Source organism: Acinetobacter sp. YH01022, from assembly GCF_013420235.1.
Lineage (GTDB): Bacteria > Pseudomonadota > Gammaproteobacteria > Pseudomonadales > Moraxellaceae > Acinetobacter.
Window position 1 is genome coordinate 79,392 of sequence record NZ_VOYP01000010.1, and the last position, 17,953, is coordinate 97,344.

Sequence of the window (17,953 nt, forward strand, 5' to 3'; positions counted from 1 at the left end):
AGTACAAATCGGGAACTAAAGTCCCCGATCTGTAATTTCAACTTATGGTTGCTATTATGCAGTTACTTTAGCAACAACACCAGCACCAACTGTACGACCACCTTCACGGATCGCAAAACGTAGACCTGGGTCCATTGCGATTGGGTGAATCAATTCTACTGACATTTCTACGTTGTCACCAGGCATAACCATTTCAACGCCTTCTTTCAAAGAAATCGCGCCAGTTACGTCAGTTGTACGGAAATAGAACTGTGGACGGTAACCGTTAAGGAATGGAGTGTGACGACCACCTTCTTCTTTAGAAAGTACGTATACTTCTGCATCGAATTTAGTGTGCGGCTTGATTGTACCTGGTTTAGCAAGTACTTGACCACGTTGAACGTCTTCACGTTTAGTACCACGTAGAAGAACACCACAGTTCTCGCCTGCACGACCTTCGTCAAGCAATTTACGGAACATTTCTACGCCAGTTACAGTTGTCTTAACTGTATCTTTGATACCTACGATTTCAACTTCTTCACCTACTTTCACGATACCTGATTCAACACGGCCAGTTACTACTGTACCACGACCAGAAATTGAGAATACGTCTTCGATTGGCATCAAGAATGCTTTGTCGATTGCACGTTCTGGTTCTGGGATATAAGTGTCAAGCGCTTCAACAAGAGCAAGAACTGAAGATTCGCCATATTGACCAGCGTCACCGTTAAGCGCAGCCAAAGCTGAACCACGGATAACAGGAGTGTCATCACCAGGGAAGTCATAAGTAGAAAGAAGTTCACGAACTTCCATTTCAACCAGTTCAAGCAACTCTTCGTCGTCTACAAGGTCACATTTGTTCAGGAACACAAGGATGTAAGGTACACCTACTTGGCGAGACAAAAGGATGTGTTCACGAGTTTGTGGCATAGGACCGTCAGTCGCAGCACATACAAGGATTGCACCGTCCATCTGAGCAGCACCAGTGATCATGTTTTTAACATAATCGGCGTGTCCTGGGCAGTCTACGTGAGCGTAGTGACGAGATGGAGAATCGTATTCTACGTGTGAAGTATTAATGGTAATACCACGTGCTTTTTCTTCTGGTGCAGAGTCAATTGCTGCGTAATCTTTCGCTTCACCGCCGTAAGTTTTTGCACAAATAGTTGCAATCGCAGCAGTTAAAGTAGTTTTACCATGGTCGACGTGACCAATTGTGCCCACGTTTACGTGTGGCTTGTTACGTTCAAACTTAGCCTTAGCCATGTTCATCTTCCTCGTTTACGTCGAACACAATCCTGAGTAAAACCCAGCTCCGACATGTCGTTTAAAAAATCAAACACCCAATACTTGAAAAGCAGACTAATAAGCCTGCTTTTTAAAATCTTTGCAACAAAGTTGCCAAACTGTATCTGGAGCTCTTATCGAGATTTGAACTCGAGACCTCTCCCTTACCAAGGGAGTGCTCTACCACTGAGCTATAAGAGCAAATAAAAACTTCAATGGAGCGGGAGACGAGGGTCGAACTCGCGACATGTAGCTTGGAAGGCTACCGCTCTACCAACTGAGCTACTCCCGCACGATGTTGGTATAAACCACTTATCGAAGTCTTAAAATTGGTGGTGAGAGAAGGATTCGAACCTTCGAAGCTTACGCGACAGAGTTACAGTCTGTTCCCTTTGACCGCTCGGGAATCTCACCATTTTACACTTACTTCAGTGTTGTTCTTTTACCCCACTACCCAAACTTCTAAGATGGTGCCGGCACACGGATTCGAACTGTGGACCTACTGATTACAAGTCAGTTGCTCTACCAACTGAGCTATGCCGGCGTTTCTTAGTGTTTCGTACGTTTCGTATCGGAACGGTGTGCAGTTTAGCAAAACTTAGAATCCGTGCAAGTGTTTTTTTCAAAAAAACCGTCAAAAACTCATAAAATCAATCCGTTTGACGATAATTCAACCGCTTTGATCACTGCGCGAGCTTTTATTTGGGTTTCATTCCACTCAGATTCAGGATTTGAGTCATAAACCAGACCTGCGCCAGCCTGAACATAGACCTTATTTTCACGAATCACACAGGTTCGAATGGCAATCGACATGTCCATTTCACCATGCCAGCCTAAATAACCCACAGCCCCTCCAAAAATTCCGCGTTTGACCGGCTCGACTTCGTCAATAATTTCCATGGCACGGATTTTTGGTGCACCCGAAAGCGTACCTGCCGGGAAAGTGGCTTTAAACACATCCAGCGCATCGACATCATCGCGAACTTCACCCTGCACATTCGAGACAATATGCATGACATGCGAATAACGTTCGATCACCATCTTATCCGTGACCTGCACTTTACCGATTTTTGACACACGCCCAACATCGTTACGCCCCAGGTCAATCAGCATCAAATGTTCAGCAATCTCTTTTTCATCAGAAAGCAGATCTTGCTCAAGCGCCAAATCTTCTTCTTTGGTTTTACCACGTGGACGCGTCCCGGCCAAAGGACGCACAGTCGCAATGCCATTTTCCAGACGCGATAAAATCTCAGGTGAAGATCCTACGATATGAAATGGCTTTTGATTATCTAAAGTCCGCCCTTGAACCAGAAACAGATACGGTGATGGATTCAGATGACGCAAGGCACGATAGACCTGTAAAGGCTCGCCATCGAAGTCCGAGACCATACGATGCCCCGGCACTACCTGCATGACATCGCCCGCTTTAATATATTCCTTCACCTTGGCAATCGACTCGATAAACTTGTCATGCCCGGTTAAAGACTCAAAATGGGGAGCGGTATGTTTTTTGGCTTGCAGGCTGATCGGGGTTGCCAGCGTATTTTCCAGTTCATCCAATTGAGCCAGGGCTTTGGCATAGGCCTCGGGATCATTTGCATCTGCATGTACAATCAGGAACAAGGTGTCTTTTAAGTTATCAAACACAATGACGGTTTTAGACAGCATCATCCAGATATCCGGCAAACCGACCGGATCGGCTTCAGGCACATTTTTTAGGCGCGGTTCAATATAGCGTACCGAATCATAGCCAAAATAGCCCACCAGCCCCCCGGTGAAACTCGGTAAATCAGGCAAATCTTTTTGCGTCGGCACATGGAACTGCGCCTGAAAATCACGGATATACTGAAATGGGTCGCTACATGACTGAGTATCAACAGAACCATCCACCTGCTGAACGGTTAATACACCGCGGTTGCATGAAAAAACAGTGGACTCACCCAAACCGATAATGGAATAACGTGCCCAGTTCTCTCCTCCCTCGACCGATTCAAACAGATAGGCCTGACTGTGGTCTTTCAGACGTGCAAATACGGATAATGGAGTTTCGGTATCGGCCAAACGCTGACGATAAACCGGAATCAGGTTATAACCCTCAGATTTTAACTGTTCGAATTGAGCTTGAGTTGTCATGAGTATTCTCTATGTTTTCGATATGGCTGGTTTAAGTTTGTTTTCCTGTAATCTGACTTAGTTTCGCCATCGAAAAACCATACAATTTCTCATTCCACTATCCTTAATTTTCACTTATTGCGCAAGTAATTCTGTTAAATCATCAACCACTTGTTGCGGCTGGCAATCATGAATATCTTCACCATGATTATAGCCATAGCTCACCACAATACAATCAACTCCCGCACGTCTTGCTGCTTCGACATCATTACTAGAGTCACCAATCATTAAGGTTTCTGCCGCAGTGACATTATATTCATCAACACAAAACAGCAGTTGCCGTGGATGAGGTTTACGCTCTTCAAAACGGTCCCCACCAATCACATCGACAAAATAATGATTCAACCCCAAGGCTTCAACAATCGCACGTGCCGGCTGTTCCGGTTTATTGGTGACACAAATCATTTGCTTATTGCAGCTTAAACCCCAGTCAAGAAATTCGACTACCCCTTTAAAAGGCTGGGTATCCACACAGGGATCTGCATTATAAATACTTAAAAAAGTCGCCAATAATTGCTGATGCTGTGCAGGATCGACCTTTCCGGTAAGATATTGCAAAGTGCTATGGCAAAAAACAGAGGTGCCCTTACCGATCCAGGTACGCACCTGTTGCTCAGTCACGGTCGGCAATTGCAAGACATTGAGACTCATGTTCATGGCCCGGTATAAATCTGATGCCGAGTCAACCAAGGTACCATCCAAGTCAAATAAAATCAGTTTACGGCTTGCAAGTTTTGCTACAGACATCATTTCCCTCTTATGATTGATTTCGACCGCACAGATACAATAAAGGCATGCGATTGCATGCCTTTATTGTATGTCGCGTGCAGGCTTATTTAAAGAACAACCAGGCAATGATTGCAAGGATAATCAATACAACAATGGAGATTAGGCCCACCGATGCATTTTTCTGCTCTTCCTTGACTTGCTCTACACGTGATACCGGTGTTTCAACCGCGATAGGTATTTGCTTCTCGGGAATTGTACTCAAGTCTACACCTTCAGGAATAGGTGCAGGTTTCGGGATGGCAACCCCTTGTGGCATACCATCACGACTCAGCTGAACGCTGGCATCGCGCTCGGTCAGTTCAGGCATGCCCTGATCATTCATTTGCTGTGCTGCGGTCTTTAGCACTTCAGTTTCTACAGGCTGTTTAACTGCTGGCCCTTCCTGATTTAATGCAGCGACAGTCTGTTCAATCTCAAGCGGCACGTCTATTGCTTGAGCAGGTTCTAGAACTGAAAATTTCAGGCTTGCGAACTGAATGATATCCCCTTCTTTTAACAAGGTTTCATGTTCAATACGTACATCATTGACAAAGGTGCCATTGGATGAGTTTAAATCTTGCAGCCATAAGGCTTGGTCTTTGAGCAAGAAAGCCGCATGTTTACGGGAAATTTCCCCGGCCTGCAATACGATATCTGCACTCTGATGGCGCCCGACCAACATATCACGGTCGATGCTGATTTCCTGTCCCGTTAATTCACCAGTAATTGCTTGTATTTTCCAAGTCATGAAATGCACTTCTCTTTGTGATTTTGAATCATCATATCACGGCAAATATTCAATTCTTTAGCCACGCTGTCAAGAACCAGAACGAATCGTGGTTGTGGTCACGGTATTTTTGGTTTTTTTAACCTCGGTCACCGGCATAGCAACACTTTGTTTCTGCACTACCGGTTCTATCGCAATCGGTGTGCTAAATGTGGCTGTATTGGGCTGATTTTGGGTTGCTGATGGCAATGTTTGATAAGGAGAGGCTTTCGGTGCCGATGAGGTAACCGGAATGCGCTGCTGATAAATATCTTCTACATTTTCAGGTAATTTGGCAAAAGTACCATCCTGATCCATGGCCAACTGCAAGCTGTACAATTGGCTATAACGCTGCTGCGACAAACGGCGCACATCATTCTTATCTCCAACAATCGTGGGATGGATAAAGACCAGCAAATTGCGCTTCTCATTGGATTTGGCATCGGCACGGAAGAGACGCCCCAAACCAGGTATTGCACCCAAACCCGGTACCGACTGACGGCTATGAATCGAGTTGTCGGAAATCAAGCCACCCAAAACAATAGTCTGTCCATGTTCTGCCAGAATCGAGGTTTTAATGGCACGCTTGCTGGTCACCAGATCCTGGGCCTGACCTTTGTCCTGTACCGCAGAAACTTCCTGCTCGACTTCAAGACGCACCGAACCACCCTCCCCAATATGCGGCACCACTTTTAACGTGACGCCAACATCCTTGCGTTCTACCGTGGTATAAGGATTCAACCCTGCTGAAGTCGTTGTTGCAGAACCGGTCACAAACGGCACGTTCTGTCCCACTACAATATAGGCCTCTTCATTATCCATGGTGACAATGGAAGGTGTCGAGAGCAGATTGGACTTGGTTTTGCTTTTTAGCGCCTGAATCAATGCGCCATAAAGTTTGCGTGAACCGTTATCGCTTTCCCTGTAATCACCAAGTAACAACGAGGTACCGGTTCCCAAATTGGCCGCAGCACCTGCCGCACCACCGGCTACATATCCGGCGGCAAGCTCGGCAATACTTGCACCGACATTGCTAAAATTAATTAAGCCGACGCCGTTGGTCAGATCACCCAAAGCCCACTGCACACCCAGCTGATCGGCATCATTGCCTTCCACTTCAATAATGGCGGCTTCAATCAGGACCTGTTGACGACGGATATCCAGCTGCTGAATGGCCGATTCAATTTCACGCATCAGTTGTGGATCAGCTTTCACCACCAATGAATTTTGGCTGTCATCAGCAATAATACTGACGCCATTAGCATTAAAACTGGTGATGCTATTCTGATTACTAGTATTTGATCCTGCACCCAGATTAATACTTGGGGTCGAAATACTGGAAGAACTGCTACCAGATGAACTACTGCCCGAATTGTTATTGTTTGAATTGTTCATCACATTATTGTTTGATGAACTATTTGAATTGGATGAACCGGATAACGACTGACCAGACACCAAGCCCTGTAAGATTTCCGCCAGATTTTTGGCACTGGCATATTTTAAGCGAAACACTTTTAAACCACCCAAACGATCTGCTGCTGGCACATCCAGCATTTCAATCATCTGGCGGATGCGTTTGCGTGTTGCGGTGTCACCTTTCAATACAATGCGGTTGGTCCGGGTATCTGCAATGATGCGGATACGGGAACCTTTTAAATCTCTGGCTGCGCCGGTAGAGCTCATAGATTCCAGCAAACCAATCATTTCTTCAGCCTGACTGGATTGCAGGCTCACCGCTTCAATGTCATTTTGTCCGGTACCATCCAGATTACGGATAATGGTTTCCAGCTGATAAATGTTACTGGCACGGTCTGACACAATCAGTGCATTGGTTCCAGCCACTGCCGATAAATGGGCAAATTGCGGCATCAATGGACGGATGGCAGGAATCAGGTCATTCGGGTTGGTATTTTCCAGCCAGATCACCCGTGTGACAATTTGATCACCAGTCGCACGGTGCTTGCTGTCAAAAGGCACACCGGAACTTTTGACATTGCTATCTGGAACCAGTTTGATGGTATTGCCTGAAGGAATGGCGACCACACCATTCACGTTCAATACGCCCAGAAACAGATCGTAGACTTCGGCTTTATTTAAAGGCTTATTGGAAATGACCGTGACATTGCCGCGCACACGCGGATCAACAGCAAAATTCTTCCCGGTAATATCGGCCACTTCATTAATAAATGCAGTTAAATCAGCATCTCGTAAGTTGATTTTCCATGTTTGCGCTTGAGTAGAGGTACTCACCATAGCAATCAGGGGTGCAGCCGCGAATAAAGCCCACACTGGACGATGATTAAATAAAGCCATAAAGTTCCGTGCTTCCTAATCCTGTAAGGTGACGATGCATCACTTAAAAATTTTGTTGTATGGTCATCACTTGATCACCACGCTTTATTTCTATTTTGACCTGACCTTCACGTCGAGCCTGTTCCAGCAGCTGGGCATCACTTTGCCCCTGCCCCACAGCCTGTCCATTTAAAGACATGATGCGGTCACCTGGTTGCAGTCCCAGCTTACTGCGCAATGCCGCTGGCGTTCTTGCCGTAACTTCATAGCCCCCACTCGCTGCATTGACCCCCATATCTTTTAAATACTGATCACGGTCTTCCTGTATCTTCTGCACCGCCTGCCCTAAAGCATTTTGTTCCTGACTGGGCATAGGCGGTGTGGTCTGATTATTCATCGGTAAGCTGTTTGTTGCTACAGGCGGAATAATGCTCTGATCCAGACCATTTTCCATACCTTTGAATTGTAGTTCTCGCGTAGTCCCATTACTTTGACGCAACACTACCCGATCCCAGTACACTTCAGCCAACTGATAAGAGGTCGGGGCAATATTTTCACCCACCTGATAGCGATCGGCCTGATCATTGACTTTAATGACTGCGGAGGAAAACTGATTGGGATGACCAACCACCACACCTTGCAAAATCAAATTAGCCGTGTCTTCTGCCGCAGCTGTTCTACCTGCTTCCTGAAACAGGGCAAATGAAGAAATATTGGGTACCTGTGGCTGGTGTGAACCCAGCTCAACACGGTCCAGCTGCATGACCTGAGGCGGCGCCACCAGCAGCCAAAAAATGTTTGCCAACTTCCAGCATAAATATAAAATCAGCAGGACCAAAAATAAGGGAGCAATCCGGTCTGTCTGCTTCCAGTTGAGTTGTTGAATTTTTTCTAACCACTGATTCATTATTAGAGGCCACCTTTAAACAAAGGTTGGCGCGAACTCACCACATAGGTATCCAAACCAGCTTTACCATTATAGGAAGAGATATTCAGCAGCAGACGTTGAGTCAACCGCAGATCGAGCATCACGTTTTGATCCAGTTCCAATGCCATCAGCTTTTGATCACGCTGATCCCGGATATCAAAAACCAGCTTATTATTTTCATCCGACAATTTTCCTTTCAAGGAAGGAATATTCATTCGGTCCTGACGCTGGGCATAATTATAAACCAGCTCGCCGCCCGCCCATTGCAACTGACCTTCAGCCCCGGCAAAACCCTGTTCTTTTTTAAAAGAAAAATTGATATCCTGCAATTGGATGGCATTGGCCGGCCACTGCCATTCTACCAGATGTTTCAGCGTTTCCGGCGCAACCTGGCCATTCAAGTCATGGACCATTATTTTTTTGCCAAAACCATAGCCAACAACAGCATCCAGCTGGGTATTCCCACTATGTAACTCTATGTTTGCCCCCAAACGCAGCAAAAAAATATCCAGAGGACGTGTTTTCCAACTCAACGACCCGGTTAAATTACCCTTCTGCCAATCTGCTTGCCCCTGCCAAATATTACCGCTGACGTTTTGTAAAATCTGGTTGTTTTTATAAAATTTTGAAATCAGCCAAGCCGCTGGAATTTGGAGTAATATGAACATTAAAAAGATGCTGACGGAGAAAATCCACCAGGTGATATATTTGGGTTTTTTAATCATCCCACCACGACCCACATGTCAATTATTCTTCCCTTAACACGAATATTATATTTCTACCCCATTATGCACACTTTTTTCTCAACGCCAATTCCAAGTGATAAAAAATAGATATAAAAAAACCACGCTTAAAAGCCTGGTTTTTTTAATTTAATTCGATTAGATGACTATCTGATGAATATTTCCATCAAATGAGAAAATCTTCTAATTTTGCACCACTTTCAAGTTCTGCAACCAACCAGCGCGGTTGTTTACCACGACCAGTCCAAGTATCTGCTGAATTCTTTTTGCTGCGATAACGTGGTTCTACAGATTTGCGTGTACTTTTCTTACGTTTGGTGGCACCAAACTCTAAAATTTGTTCAATGCTTAAACCAACGTTATCAGCAATGTCCAAAATTTGCTGATAGGCATCTTCAACTGCCTGATCATTTTTAGAAGCAATTAATGCTTCAGCTTCAACTTGTAAACGCTTTAACTCTTCAACAGATAAATTACTAATGTCAGGCATCATATTAACTCCAAAAAAGGCTTTATATTTTTTTAATTAAAACTAGCTCATAATATTTTTATTATTTAAAACATTCAATAGAATTTTTTAAATAATAAAAATTAGCTAAATAGATTTTACAGCCCACTATATTGGAAAAACCTTAATTTAAAATTAAATGTTTTACGCTTAACTCAATTTCTGTAATTTTATGGCGAATAATTTCTGGTATTTCCGTTTTAAGCATGTTGTGCTTATTTACACAAACAATCACTGCTTCTGCCACGGCAACAGTTTTTTGTTGCGACTCGCTCCATAATAAATAGCTCATACGAAAGGCACTATTACGAATTTCCTCAACACGCACACCAATTTTAAGCTGGTCTGGATAAAATAGCGGACTAATATATTTGCATTGGTTAGAAGCAACCACTGTATAAACATCCTGTGCAAAAATATTCAAGACATCCATATAAAAAATGCGGGCACTTTCGATATAACGATAATACATCACGTTATTTACATGCCCAAATGCATCCATATCGCCCCAAGCAACAGACTGATCATAAATCACCGGATAATCGGACAGAGTGAGCATATTTCTTACCTTTATATTTTTATTTCAACAAAATTTGCATTATTTTCAAAAATTAAATTTAACTGCTTAATCAAATCATCCTGACCTTTTAAAGTAGATTTAATTCTTAAATAATTCATCATCACATTATCTGGGTATAACTCCAGCAATTGGTCAGCTTCAGCCGCTCTTGCAGTAGCGGTATATACATGCCACTTCACAAAGGCAAATACAGGTAAAGAAGGATATTTACTTTCCCAATAGTCAATTCGTTGCTCAACCATTAAATAATCCGGACTTTGCTTTAATAATTGCTGCTGGAACCATAAATAAAAAACGTCTTGATTAAACTGTTGATCCAGTAAATGTAAGACCAAGGCTTCATGCTGCTGGCTCATTTCCGGCATACGTGATAACAGCTTTAACCATAACACTTTAATCTCATAATCACGGCTATAAATCTGGTCCTGCAAGTCTAAATAGCGCTGTTGCAAATTTTGCAAACTTTCGATATTAGCCTGATCAAAATTAACCAATAATTGCTGTAACCATTCCCGTTTTTTTTCTGTGCCCAGATGTCCATATTTAGTCGAGCGTAAATACATCCAGGGAAACTGAATGGCAAACTTTTCCCATAAACTGGTTAATCTTAAATCATATGCACTTTTTACATCTTTTAACCAAGGTGAAAGCTCATGTTGATTTAAGAATTCAAGATGGGTTAATGCTTGCTCACCATCATTTTGCGACAGGTAAATTTCTATGCGCTGTATTTCGGCCAATTCAAATGCCATGGCATTACTTTGGTTTAAGATGGCAAGCGCTTGGGGATATTGCTGCTGCATCCAATACAAACGTGAACCAATAATCCCCTTTAATAAACCCGATTGAGAAAAGACGTTTTGAATAAATTGATGTTGATCTTGTGCCGCCTCTAATAACCAAATTACTGCCAACTGTTCATAAGGGTGCAAGTTTTTAAAATTAAAAACCGTTTCCAGCTTTCGTTGTTCCCGGGTTAAATAACGTTTAATGAGCAACCACAATAATTGGATCAACAGGCTTAAACTGGCCAGAATAATAAACATAATCCAGATATTGGTTTGAATTTGCCATTCACGCCAGTATAAATAAACATAACCTGCGCCATACCCATAACTTAAAACACTTAAACCTGCGATAATAAGTAGGCTGATAAAAGCATAGGCCAGTAAAATCTGCTTCATGAATTTATCATCCCAATAATGCACGTGTATTTAAACTAGGCGTAGGCAAAGCCGTAAATCCTTTGATCTTCTGGATATTCTGAATCAGCTGTCGCGACTTCTCATCGGGGATTTGATTTAATAATTGAATAATTTCAGTCAGGGATTTTTGATACTCTAAATATTGCCCCTGTTTTAAGGCTTGTTGCGCAACGAGCAGTCGGAGCTGCGCTTCTTTTAAAATTAACGGACGCTGCATAAGCGCCGTAGCAGGTTGTTTCGCAGGTTCAATCACCAGCCAGCGTTGCCAGAAAGATTTACCCGATGCCTGGCTCGCGTTTAATTGGGGTGCATGTAACTCTTGGGCCAGCGCAGCATCAAGTTGCTGAATAAGCGCATCCACTTTGATTTGCTGAGCCATCCGCTCACTGACAAAATGCTGAATAAGCTGATGATCTTTGGCAATAACCTGATGCAGACTTTGCTTCAATGGTGCCGCAAGGGCATATTGCTCAAGACTTTGATCCAAACGGGTTAATTTATCCAGAGCTGCGGTAAATTGTTGTTGCTGCAACATAAATTCAATTAATTCTAGTTGCTGTTTAATCACCACAACTGGATCAATACTTGCTGCCTGAATGGTTTTTAAATTCTCTGCAGCCTGCGAACTTGCCGGTGCAGACTCTCCTGTCAGCATGACTTTGCGCTGTAAAGCGACAAATTGATCATTTAAATTTGCATTATTCTGTTCGATTCGATGCAGACTGGTATTTAATTCTGTTTGTTGTGCAGTAAGATTGAATAAGTCATAACTTAATTTAGCAATCCACAGTAGACTTAAAATAAATAATAAAATGAGTATTTTCTTCATGTGTTCCCTTGCACAACAACAAGCTTCTGCAGAATTGAATCTGTTTTTAAATCAGGTAGTCGCGTGATATTAAAACATGTTGCATGATTTTTTTTATAATTCGAAACAACTTGATACAGGCGCTCCCCTAAAACCAAATAATGCCCTCTTGCAATAAGGTGCCTCTGATGTTGCATGAGCTGAATCCAGTTTAACCAACCCGCTTCGCTACTGACTACCATAGCATACTGTTTTTGTTTTTCTAATAAAGATAATACATTAGCTAAATCTTGCTGAGTAAATACAGGACAACGGCGCTCATATAAAACAAAATTTAGAATTCGCATGCCTTGCTGTTTTAACTGATCCATCATAAACATCCGCCCCCCTTCACCACGCCAAAAAGCCAGACACTGACCTGAATTGAGGGTTTGTAAAACAGGAAGCTGTAACATTCCTTCCGATGTTTCAACTTTGGGGACTTCGGCAGAAATACCATATTGTGCCAGAGCCTGAGCAGTGCGATCCCCGACCGCAATCCACTGAATATGTTTAAGCTGATCCAGCGTTATGCATGATTGTTTTAAATAATCCATGCCGATTTGCACGGCCGTGGGACTCACCACCACAATCACCTGAGCAGCAGGCAATTGCTGATAAAGTTCAGACAAGTCAGCTGACCAGGGTCGAGGCAGCAATTGCAATAAAGGTAAATCCAACACCTCAATTTGAGCCATACGTAAGGCATGACTCAAACTTTCTGCACGGTCCTGCGGACGTGTATTGATAAACAGCATATTAATATAGGGCTTTCAATAAATCGCCAGCGCCTTGTTCAACTAATTTTTGCGCTAGCATTTCACCCAGCTCTACAGCCTGTTCAGGTGTTCCGCTCAGTTTAGCTTTTAATAAAGTCGCACCATCTACACTACCAACACGACCTTCAATATGTAATTGACCTTCAATTAAAGTCGCATGCCCTGCAATCGGGACCTGACAGCCCCCTTCCAAATAGGCATTAAATGCGCGTTCTGCACGTACACACACATCAGTTTCGCGATGTAACAGTGGTAAAATAAGCTCCAGCACAGCCTGATCTGCCGCACGACATTCCAGACCAAGCGCCCCCTGTCCAACTGCCGGCAAGCTCACTTCCGCTGGCAGCGTATGACGAATACGTTCAGCCAGCCCCAAACGCTTTAAACCCGCACTTGCCAAGATAATAGCATCATAAAGACCTGCATCCAGTTTGGATAAACGCGTCCCCACGTTACCCCGTAAATCGATAATTTCCAAATCGGGACGGGCTTTTAAAATCTGGCTTTTACGACGCAGGCTCGATGTACCCACTTTGGCGCCTTGTGGCAAGTCATCAAAACTTGCATAAGTATTAGACACAAAGGCATCCAGCGGATCTTCACGCTCACAGATCACCGCAAGGCTCAGTCCTTCAGGCAAAGCCATCGGCACATCTTTCATTGAATGCACCGCCAAGTCTGCACGGCCATCCAGCAGGGCTGCTTCCAGCTCTTTAACAAAAAGTCCTTTTCCGCCAATCTTGGCTAAAGGCGTATCCAGAATTTTGTCACCTTGGGTGACGAAGGTCACTAACTCAACTTTAAGATCCGCATGTAATGCTTCCAAACGGGCACGAATATGTTCCGCCTGCCATAAAGCAAGCGGGCTTTGTCGAGTTGCAATCTTCAAAATCTTCATAAATCCAAGAAACAGTCAATAAGTGCGTTAGTGTAAACTTAACGTGCTGACTGGAAAATGCAAGTAAATTTGCATTCTCCTTGTCACCTAAATTTATGAAAACAGATTTAGATCTTTTGGATGCGTTCTCTTAAATTGGGCAGATGACGTCGGCTGACCGCCAGGCGTTCTTCCAGTTCACGGCAACGCACTTGATACTGTCCCGAACTGATCACTTCAAGACCATCCAGGAAATGTACTGAAACCAAAGCATTGCGATGAATTCGAATAAACTGGTCGCCAAATTCGTTTTCCAGATCTTTTAAGGTTTCATCGATCAGTACACTGCCATTTTTATGCCGTACCGTGACATATTTTTGATCTGCCAAAAAATAATAAATATTTTCTACAGGGATCAATTCCACACCACGATAGGTTTTCGCAACAATCTGATGGCGTTTTATATTGAGTTCGTCCATATCTTCTTTTTGTTTTAAGTTGCTCATTTGTGCTTGAGTCAGTTTTGTTAAATGATCTAATACCTGTTGCAATTCCTGCTGCATCACCGGTTTTAGCAAATAGCCTTCTGCATGCGACTTAAATGCCTCCAAAGCATGTTCATCATAAGCCGTACAAAAAACAATGGCGGGCATAGGATCAAGCTGGCGCAAATATTCAGCACAGCTCAAGCCGTCCATTTCAGGCATTTGAATATCTAACAGTACTACATCCGGCTCATAGAATTGAGTCATTTCAATTGCTTGCTGCCCATAACTTGCAGTGGCAACCACCTGATGTCCCAATTGCGTAACTAAACGTGACAAGCGCTCTACGGCGAGAGGTTCATCATCGCAAATCAGGATGTCCATTTCTCCTCCTTCACAGTCAACATCATTTTTTTTATAGGTTAACTATGATCTTTTATTTATATCGATATTGCACAACTGTGGTAAATATTCCCTTCCCCGCGTATGTCTGAAAAGTTGCAGAGTGCCCATAATAAGCTTCAAGCCGCTGCTTAACATTTTCAACTGCAATACCATGTCCCTGTCGTAAATTTATTTTATCCTGTGCATAAGGATTAGTAATGACTATATTGACTTGATTTTGCAATATTTCAATCAATATGCTTATCGTACTCTTTGTTAGAAATTTTTCAACTCCATGAAAAATACTATTTTCCACTAAAGGTTGTAAAGTTAATAAAGGAATTTGTATCTGAGAAAATAGAACTTCATCGTCATATTTCCACTCTACCTGTAAGCGATCCCCCAAGCGAATCTGTTCAATGGCCAGATAACGCTGGCACAGTTCAATTTCATCTTTTAAGCGCACCAGTTTAAGTTCTTTAAAACTGGCCCGAAATAACTGTGATAAATTCAGTAACATTTGTTCCGCTTTATCCGGATCAATGGTAATCAGACTGATCACCGTATTTAAGCTATTAAATAAAAAATGCGGATGGATCCGCGCCTGCATGGCCTGAATACGTGCGTTTAATTCACTGTTTTGCTGACGCGACCATTGCTCACGCATATAAAGATAGCGAAAACAAAAACTTCCAATCAGCACCCCATAACTGAGATGTAATCCAGCGCCATCGAATAAAACCTGTAACGTCAAATGCTGGAATTGAAAATTTTGTCCAAAGAAAATAACACCGTTCAACACCACCGTGGTCAATAACACAATAATCTGCAGTAAAACAAAGCCCGCAACCAGGGTCTGCCCAAAACTGAAGTGCTGGATTTTGCTCTGCAGGCGCTCAATCAAGGCAACAAAAGCCAGTAAAACCCAATCAATGAACAATATATATTGCAGCAGACGACCCACACTTAAAGCCGTCCAGGATTGTGCTTCTGCCAGAGCCAAGATGACCGCCAAAATATTGCTGGCAATAAATAATTCAATTAGATGTTGCCAATGCCCTATTTTCGTAAAAAAATAGGCGTCATTGTTTTTCCGATCATCTGTATAGGTCGAAGCTGGATCGCTTTGTTTTTCGGCAAGTGATTCTGAATTTGCTATACTCTTGTTCAAATTACTGCTTTTTATTTTATTGAGCCGATATGACCACATCTTCTAATTCCTCAAATCCGTCACAAGCCCAAACTTCGGGTATGTGGGGCGGTCGTTTCTCTGAAGCTACTGACGCATTTGTTGCTGAATTTACAGCATCTGTTCAATTTGACCAACGCTTTTATAAACAAGATATTGCAGGTTCTATTGCGCATGCAACCATGCTTGCCAAAGTAGGCGTTTTAACAGAACAAGAACGCGATGACATCATTAACGGCCTAAACACCATTAAAGCTGAAATTGAAGCAGGTGAATTCGAATGGCGCATTGACCTAGAAGATGTGCACATGAATATCGAGTCGCGCTTGACCAGTCGTATTGGCATCACCGGTAAAAAACTGCATACCGGTCGTAGCCGTAACGACCAGGTGGCGACAGACATCCGTTTATATGTACGTGATGAAATTGATGCGATTTTAGAGTTATTGCAAAAATTACAAAAAGGCATTTTGGGTCTGGCGGCGAAAAATACCAATACCATTATGCCGGGCTTTACCCATCTGCAAACCGCTCAGCCTGTGACTTTTGGTCACCACTTGATGGCGTGGTTTGAAATGCTGGTACGTGACTCTGAACGTTTAATTGACTGCCGTAAGCGTGTGAATCGCTTGCCGCTTGGTTCTGCTGCACTTGCAGGTACCACTTATCCGATCGAGCGTGAATACACCGCACAGCTTTTAGGTTTTGAAGCCGTGTGTGAAAACTCGCTGGATGCCGTGTCTGACCGTGACTTCGGTATTGAATTCAATGCTGCTGCATCTTTAATTATGATGCACTTGTCACGTATGTCTGAAGAAATGATTCTGTGGACTTCTGCGCAATTCAAATTTGTCAACATTCCAGACCGTTTCTGTACCGGCTCTTCAATCATGCCGCAAAAGAAAAATCCGGATGTTCCAGAGTTGATTCGTGGTAAGACTGGCCGCGTATACGGCGACTTGATGAGTCTATTAACGCTGATGAAAGGTCAACCTTTGGCCTATAACAAAGATAACCAGGAAGATAAAGAACCATTATTTGACGCAATCGATACTGTTCGTGGTTCATTGATGGCTTTTGCCGACATGATTCCTGCACTGGTTCCAAATATCGAAATCATGCGTGAAGCAGCGCTTCGCGGTTTCTCGACTGCAACTGACCTTGCAGATTATCTGGTGAAAAATGGCGTGGCATTCCGTGATGCACATGAAATTGTCGGTAAAGCAGTTGCGCTAGGTGTGCAAGAAGGTAAAGACCTGTCTGAATTGACACTTGAACAGCTGCAACAGTTCTCTGGTCTGATTCAAGCTGATGTGTTTGAAAAAGCCTTGACGCTTGAAGCCTCTGTCAATGCACGTAACCACATTGGTGGTACGGCACCTGCACAGGTTGAAGCAGCGATTGCTCGTGCTTACGCTCGTTTAGAAAAACTCTACGCTTAAGGAAAACGGATATGTCTCGACAAGTTTTTTGCCGTAAGTATCAAACAGAAATGGAAGGTTTAGACTTTGCTCCCTTCCCGGGGGTAAAGGGTCAGGAACTGTTTGACACCGTGTCCAAACAAGCCTGGCAGGAATGGCTCAAGCATCAAACTACGCTCATCAATGAAAAACGCCTAAACGTGTTTGAACCGGATGCGAAAAAATTTCTTGAAGAACAGCGTGAGAAATTCTTTAACAATGATGAGTCACTGGAAAAAGCTGAGGGCCTAAAGCCTGAGGCGTGATTAAGCGGAGCACTGCTCCGCAAGGCAAGAGCTTTGCTCGCGCAGGCTTTAATCTAAAAAGAATCCCCAATAAAGGGGATTCTTTTTTAAGCTGATCTGAATTTTACGCAAGACAAGCGAAGCGCGTAGTTTTGATTGTCAAAAGGGAATCTCAAAAGATTCCCTTTTTAGCTGAGGAAGCTATTCACTTAAATCCATGCTAACAATATTCGTTTCCGGGTAATTTAATTGTCAAAAACATTTCTTATAAGGCTTTTTTATTTTTTCTGAAAATCCCAATTAGGCATTCATTTTCTATTTATTTGGTAAGGCGGATTCAAGCGGCAAGTGCAACAGTATAAAAACCAGCCATAACTTCACTCGGTGTATGCCAACCTAGTGTTTTTCTAGGACGATGGTTGAGTGCAAATTCTATCTGCTCTATTTGTTCGTTTA

17 protein-coding genes, 4 tRNA genes and 1 pseudogene are annotated in these 17,953 nt (G+C 43.2%); 2 read left to right on the forward strand and 20 right to left on the reverse strand.

Annotation, left to right across the window (positions count from 1 at the left end; translation table 11 throughout):
* Positions 1 to 54 precede the first annotated feature (54 nt).
* The 19 genes from tuf to FTT87_RS05465 all read right to left on the reverse strand — a co-directional run bounded on the left by tuf (position 55) and on the right by FTT87_RS05465 (position 15,813).
* A complete protein-coding gene (tuf, locus tag FTT87_RS05375) occupies positions 55 to 1,245 on the reverse strand; it encodes an elongation factor Tu (RefSeq protein WP_086196440.1) in 1,191 nt (396 codons plus the stop codon).
* 147 nt (positions 1,246 to 1,392) lie between these two features.
* A tRNA-Thr gene (locus FTT87_RS05380) sits at positions 1,393 to 1,467 on the reverse strand.
* Positions 1,468 to 1,482: 15 nt separating this feature from the next.
* A tRNA-Gly gene (locus FTT87_RS05385) sits at positions 1,483 to 1,558 on the reverse strand.
* A 38-nt stretch (positions 1,559 to 1,596) separates the two neighbouring features.
* Positions 1,597 to 1,680, reverse strand: a tRNA-Tyr gene (locus FTT87_RS05390).
* Between the two features lie 54 nt (positions 1,681 to 1,734).
* A tRNA-Thr gene (locus FTT87_RS05395) sits at positions 1,735 to 1,810 on the reverse strand.
* 98 nt (positions 1,811 to 1,908) lie between these two features.
* Positions 1,909 to 3,402 (reverse strand): anthranilate synthase component I, encoded by a 1,494-nt coding sequence (trpE, locus tag FTT87_RS05400; RefSeq protein WP_166170661.1) that lies wholly within the window; start codon positions 3,400 to 3,402, stop codon positions 1,909 to 1,911.
* Between the two features lie 114 nt (positions 3,403 to 3,516).
* Entirely contained in the window at positions 3,517 to 4,188 is a 672-nt protein-coding gene (locus tag FTT87_RS05405; protein WP_180174537.1) for a phosphoglycolate phosphatase, read from the reverse strand.
* Between the two features lie 85 nt (positions 4,189 to 4,273).
* Entirely contained in the window at positions 4,274 to 4,957 is a 684-nt protein-coding gene (locus FTT87_RS05410; protein WP_180174538.1) for an FHA domain-containing protein, read from the reverse strand.
* A gap of 69 nt (positions 4,958 to 5,026) precedes the next feature.
* Positions 5,027 to 7,288 carry a type II secretion system secretin GspD gene (gene gspD, locus FTT87_RS05415; RefSeq protein WP_180174539.1) on the reverse strand — a complete coding sequence of 754 codons (2,262 nt, stop codon included), beginning with the start codon at positions 7,286 to 7,288 and terminating at the stop codon, positions 5,027 to 5,029.
* A 43-nt stretch (positions 7,289 to 7,331) separates the two neighbouring features.
* Entirely contained in the window at positions 7,332 to 8,174 is an 843-nt protein-coding gene (locus FTT87_RS05420) for a type II secretion system protein N (protein WP_180042016.1), read from the reverse strand.
* 2 nt (positions 8,175 to 8,176) lie between these two features.
* Positions 8,177 to 8,920, reverse strand: a complete 744-nt coding sequence (gspN, locus tag FTT87_RS05425; RefSeq protein ID WP_180042014.1) for a type II secretion system protein N — start codon at positions 8,918 to 8,920, stop codon at positions 8,177 to 8,179.
* A 184-nt stretch (positions 8,921 to 9,104) separates the two neighbouring features.
* Entirely contained in the window at positions 9,105 to 9,431 is a 327-nt protein-coding gene (locus FTT87_RS05430; protein ID WP_086196446.1) for an H-NS family nucleoid-associated regulatory protein, read from the reverse strand.
* Positions 9,432 to 9,570: 139 nt separating this feature from the next.
* Positions 9,571 to 10,005, reverse strand: a complete 435-nt coding sequence (locus FTT87_RS05435) for a thioesterase family protein (protein ID WP_086196447.1) — start codon at positions 10,003 to 10,005, stop codon at positions 9,571 to 9,573.
* 11 nt (positions 10,006 to 10,016) lie between these two features.
* Positions 10,017 to 11,210, reverse strand: coding sequence for a heme biosynthesis protein HemY (locus FTT87_RS05440; RefSeq protein ID WP_166170672.1), 1,194 nt, complete (start codon positions 11,208 to 11,210; stop codon positions 10,017 to 10,019).
* Between the two features lie 7 nt (positions 11,211 to 11,217).
* Positions 11,218 to 12,060 (reverse strand): hypothetical protein, encoded by an 843-nt coding sequence (locus tag FTT87_RS05445; RefSeq protein WP_180174540.1) that lies wholly within the window; start codon positions 12,058 to 12,060, stop codon positions 11,218 to 11,220.
* Positions 12,057 to 12,836 (reverse strand): uroporphyrinogen-III synthase, encoded by a 780-nt coding sequence (locus tag FTT87_RS05450; protein WP_180042010.1) that lies wholly within the window; start codon positions 12,834 to 12,836, stop codon positions 12,057 to 12,059. Before FTT87_RS05450 ends, FTT87_RS05445 begins: the two co-directional genes overlap by 4 nt.
* Position 12,837: 1 nt before the next feature.
* Positions 12,838 to 13,755, reverse strand: a complete 918-nt coding sequence (hemC, locus tag FTT87_RS05455) for a hydroxymethylbilane synthase (protein ID WP_086196451.1) — start codon at positions 13,753 to 13,755, stop codon at positions 12,838 to 12,840.
* Between the two features lie 107 nt (positions 13,756 to 13,862).
* On the reverse strand, positions 13,863 to 14,603 hold the full coding sequence (locus tag FTT87_RS05460; RefSeq protein ID WP_166170677.1) for a LytTR family DNA-binding domain-containing protein: 741 nt from the start codon (positions 14,601 to 14,603) through the stop codon (positions 13,863 to 13,865).
* A 52-nt stretch (positions 14,604 to 14,655) separates the two neighbouring features.
* Entirely contained in the window at positions 14,656 to 15,813 is a 1,158-nt protein-coding gene (locus FTT87_RS05465; protein WP_180042008.1) for a sensor histidine kinase, read from the reverse strand.
* On the opposite strand from FTT87_RS05465, the gene argH reads away from it, so the two are divergent.
* Positions 15,804 to 17,234, forward strand: a complete 1,431-nt coding sequence (gene argH / locus FTT87_RS05470) for an argininosuccinate lyase (protein ID WP_180042006.1) — start codon at positions 15,804 to 15,806, stop codon at positions 17,232 to 17,234. The genes FTT87_RS05465 and argH overlap by 10 nt on opposite strands.
* 11 nt (positions 17,235 to 17,245) lie before the next feature.
* A complete protein-coding gene (locus FTT87_RS05475) occupies positions 17,246 to 17,518 on the forward strand; it encodes an oxidative damage protection protein (RefSeq protein ID WP_180042004.1) in 273 nt (90 codons plus the stop codon).
* A 316-nt stretch (positions 17,519 to 17,834) separates the two neighbouring features.
* On the opposite strand, the pseudogene FTT87_RS05480 reads toward FTT87_RS05475, so the two are convergent.
* A pseudogene (locus tag FTT87_RS05480) lies at positions 17,835 to 17,953 on the reverse strand (IS30 family transposase); the annotation flags it as partial.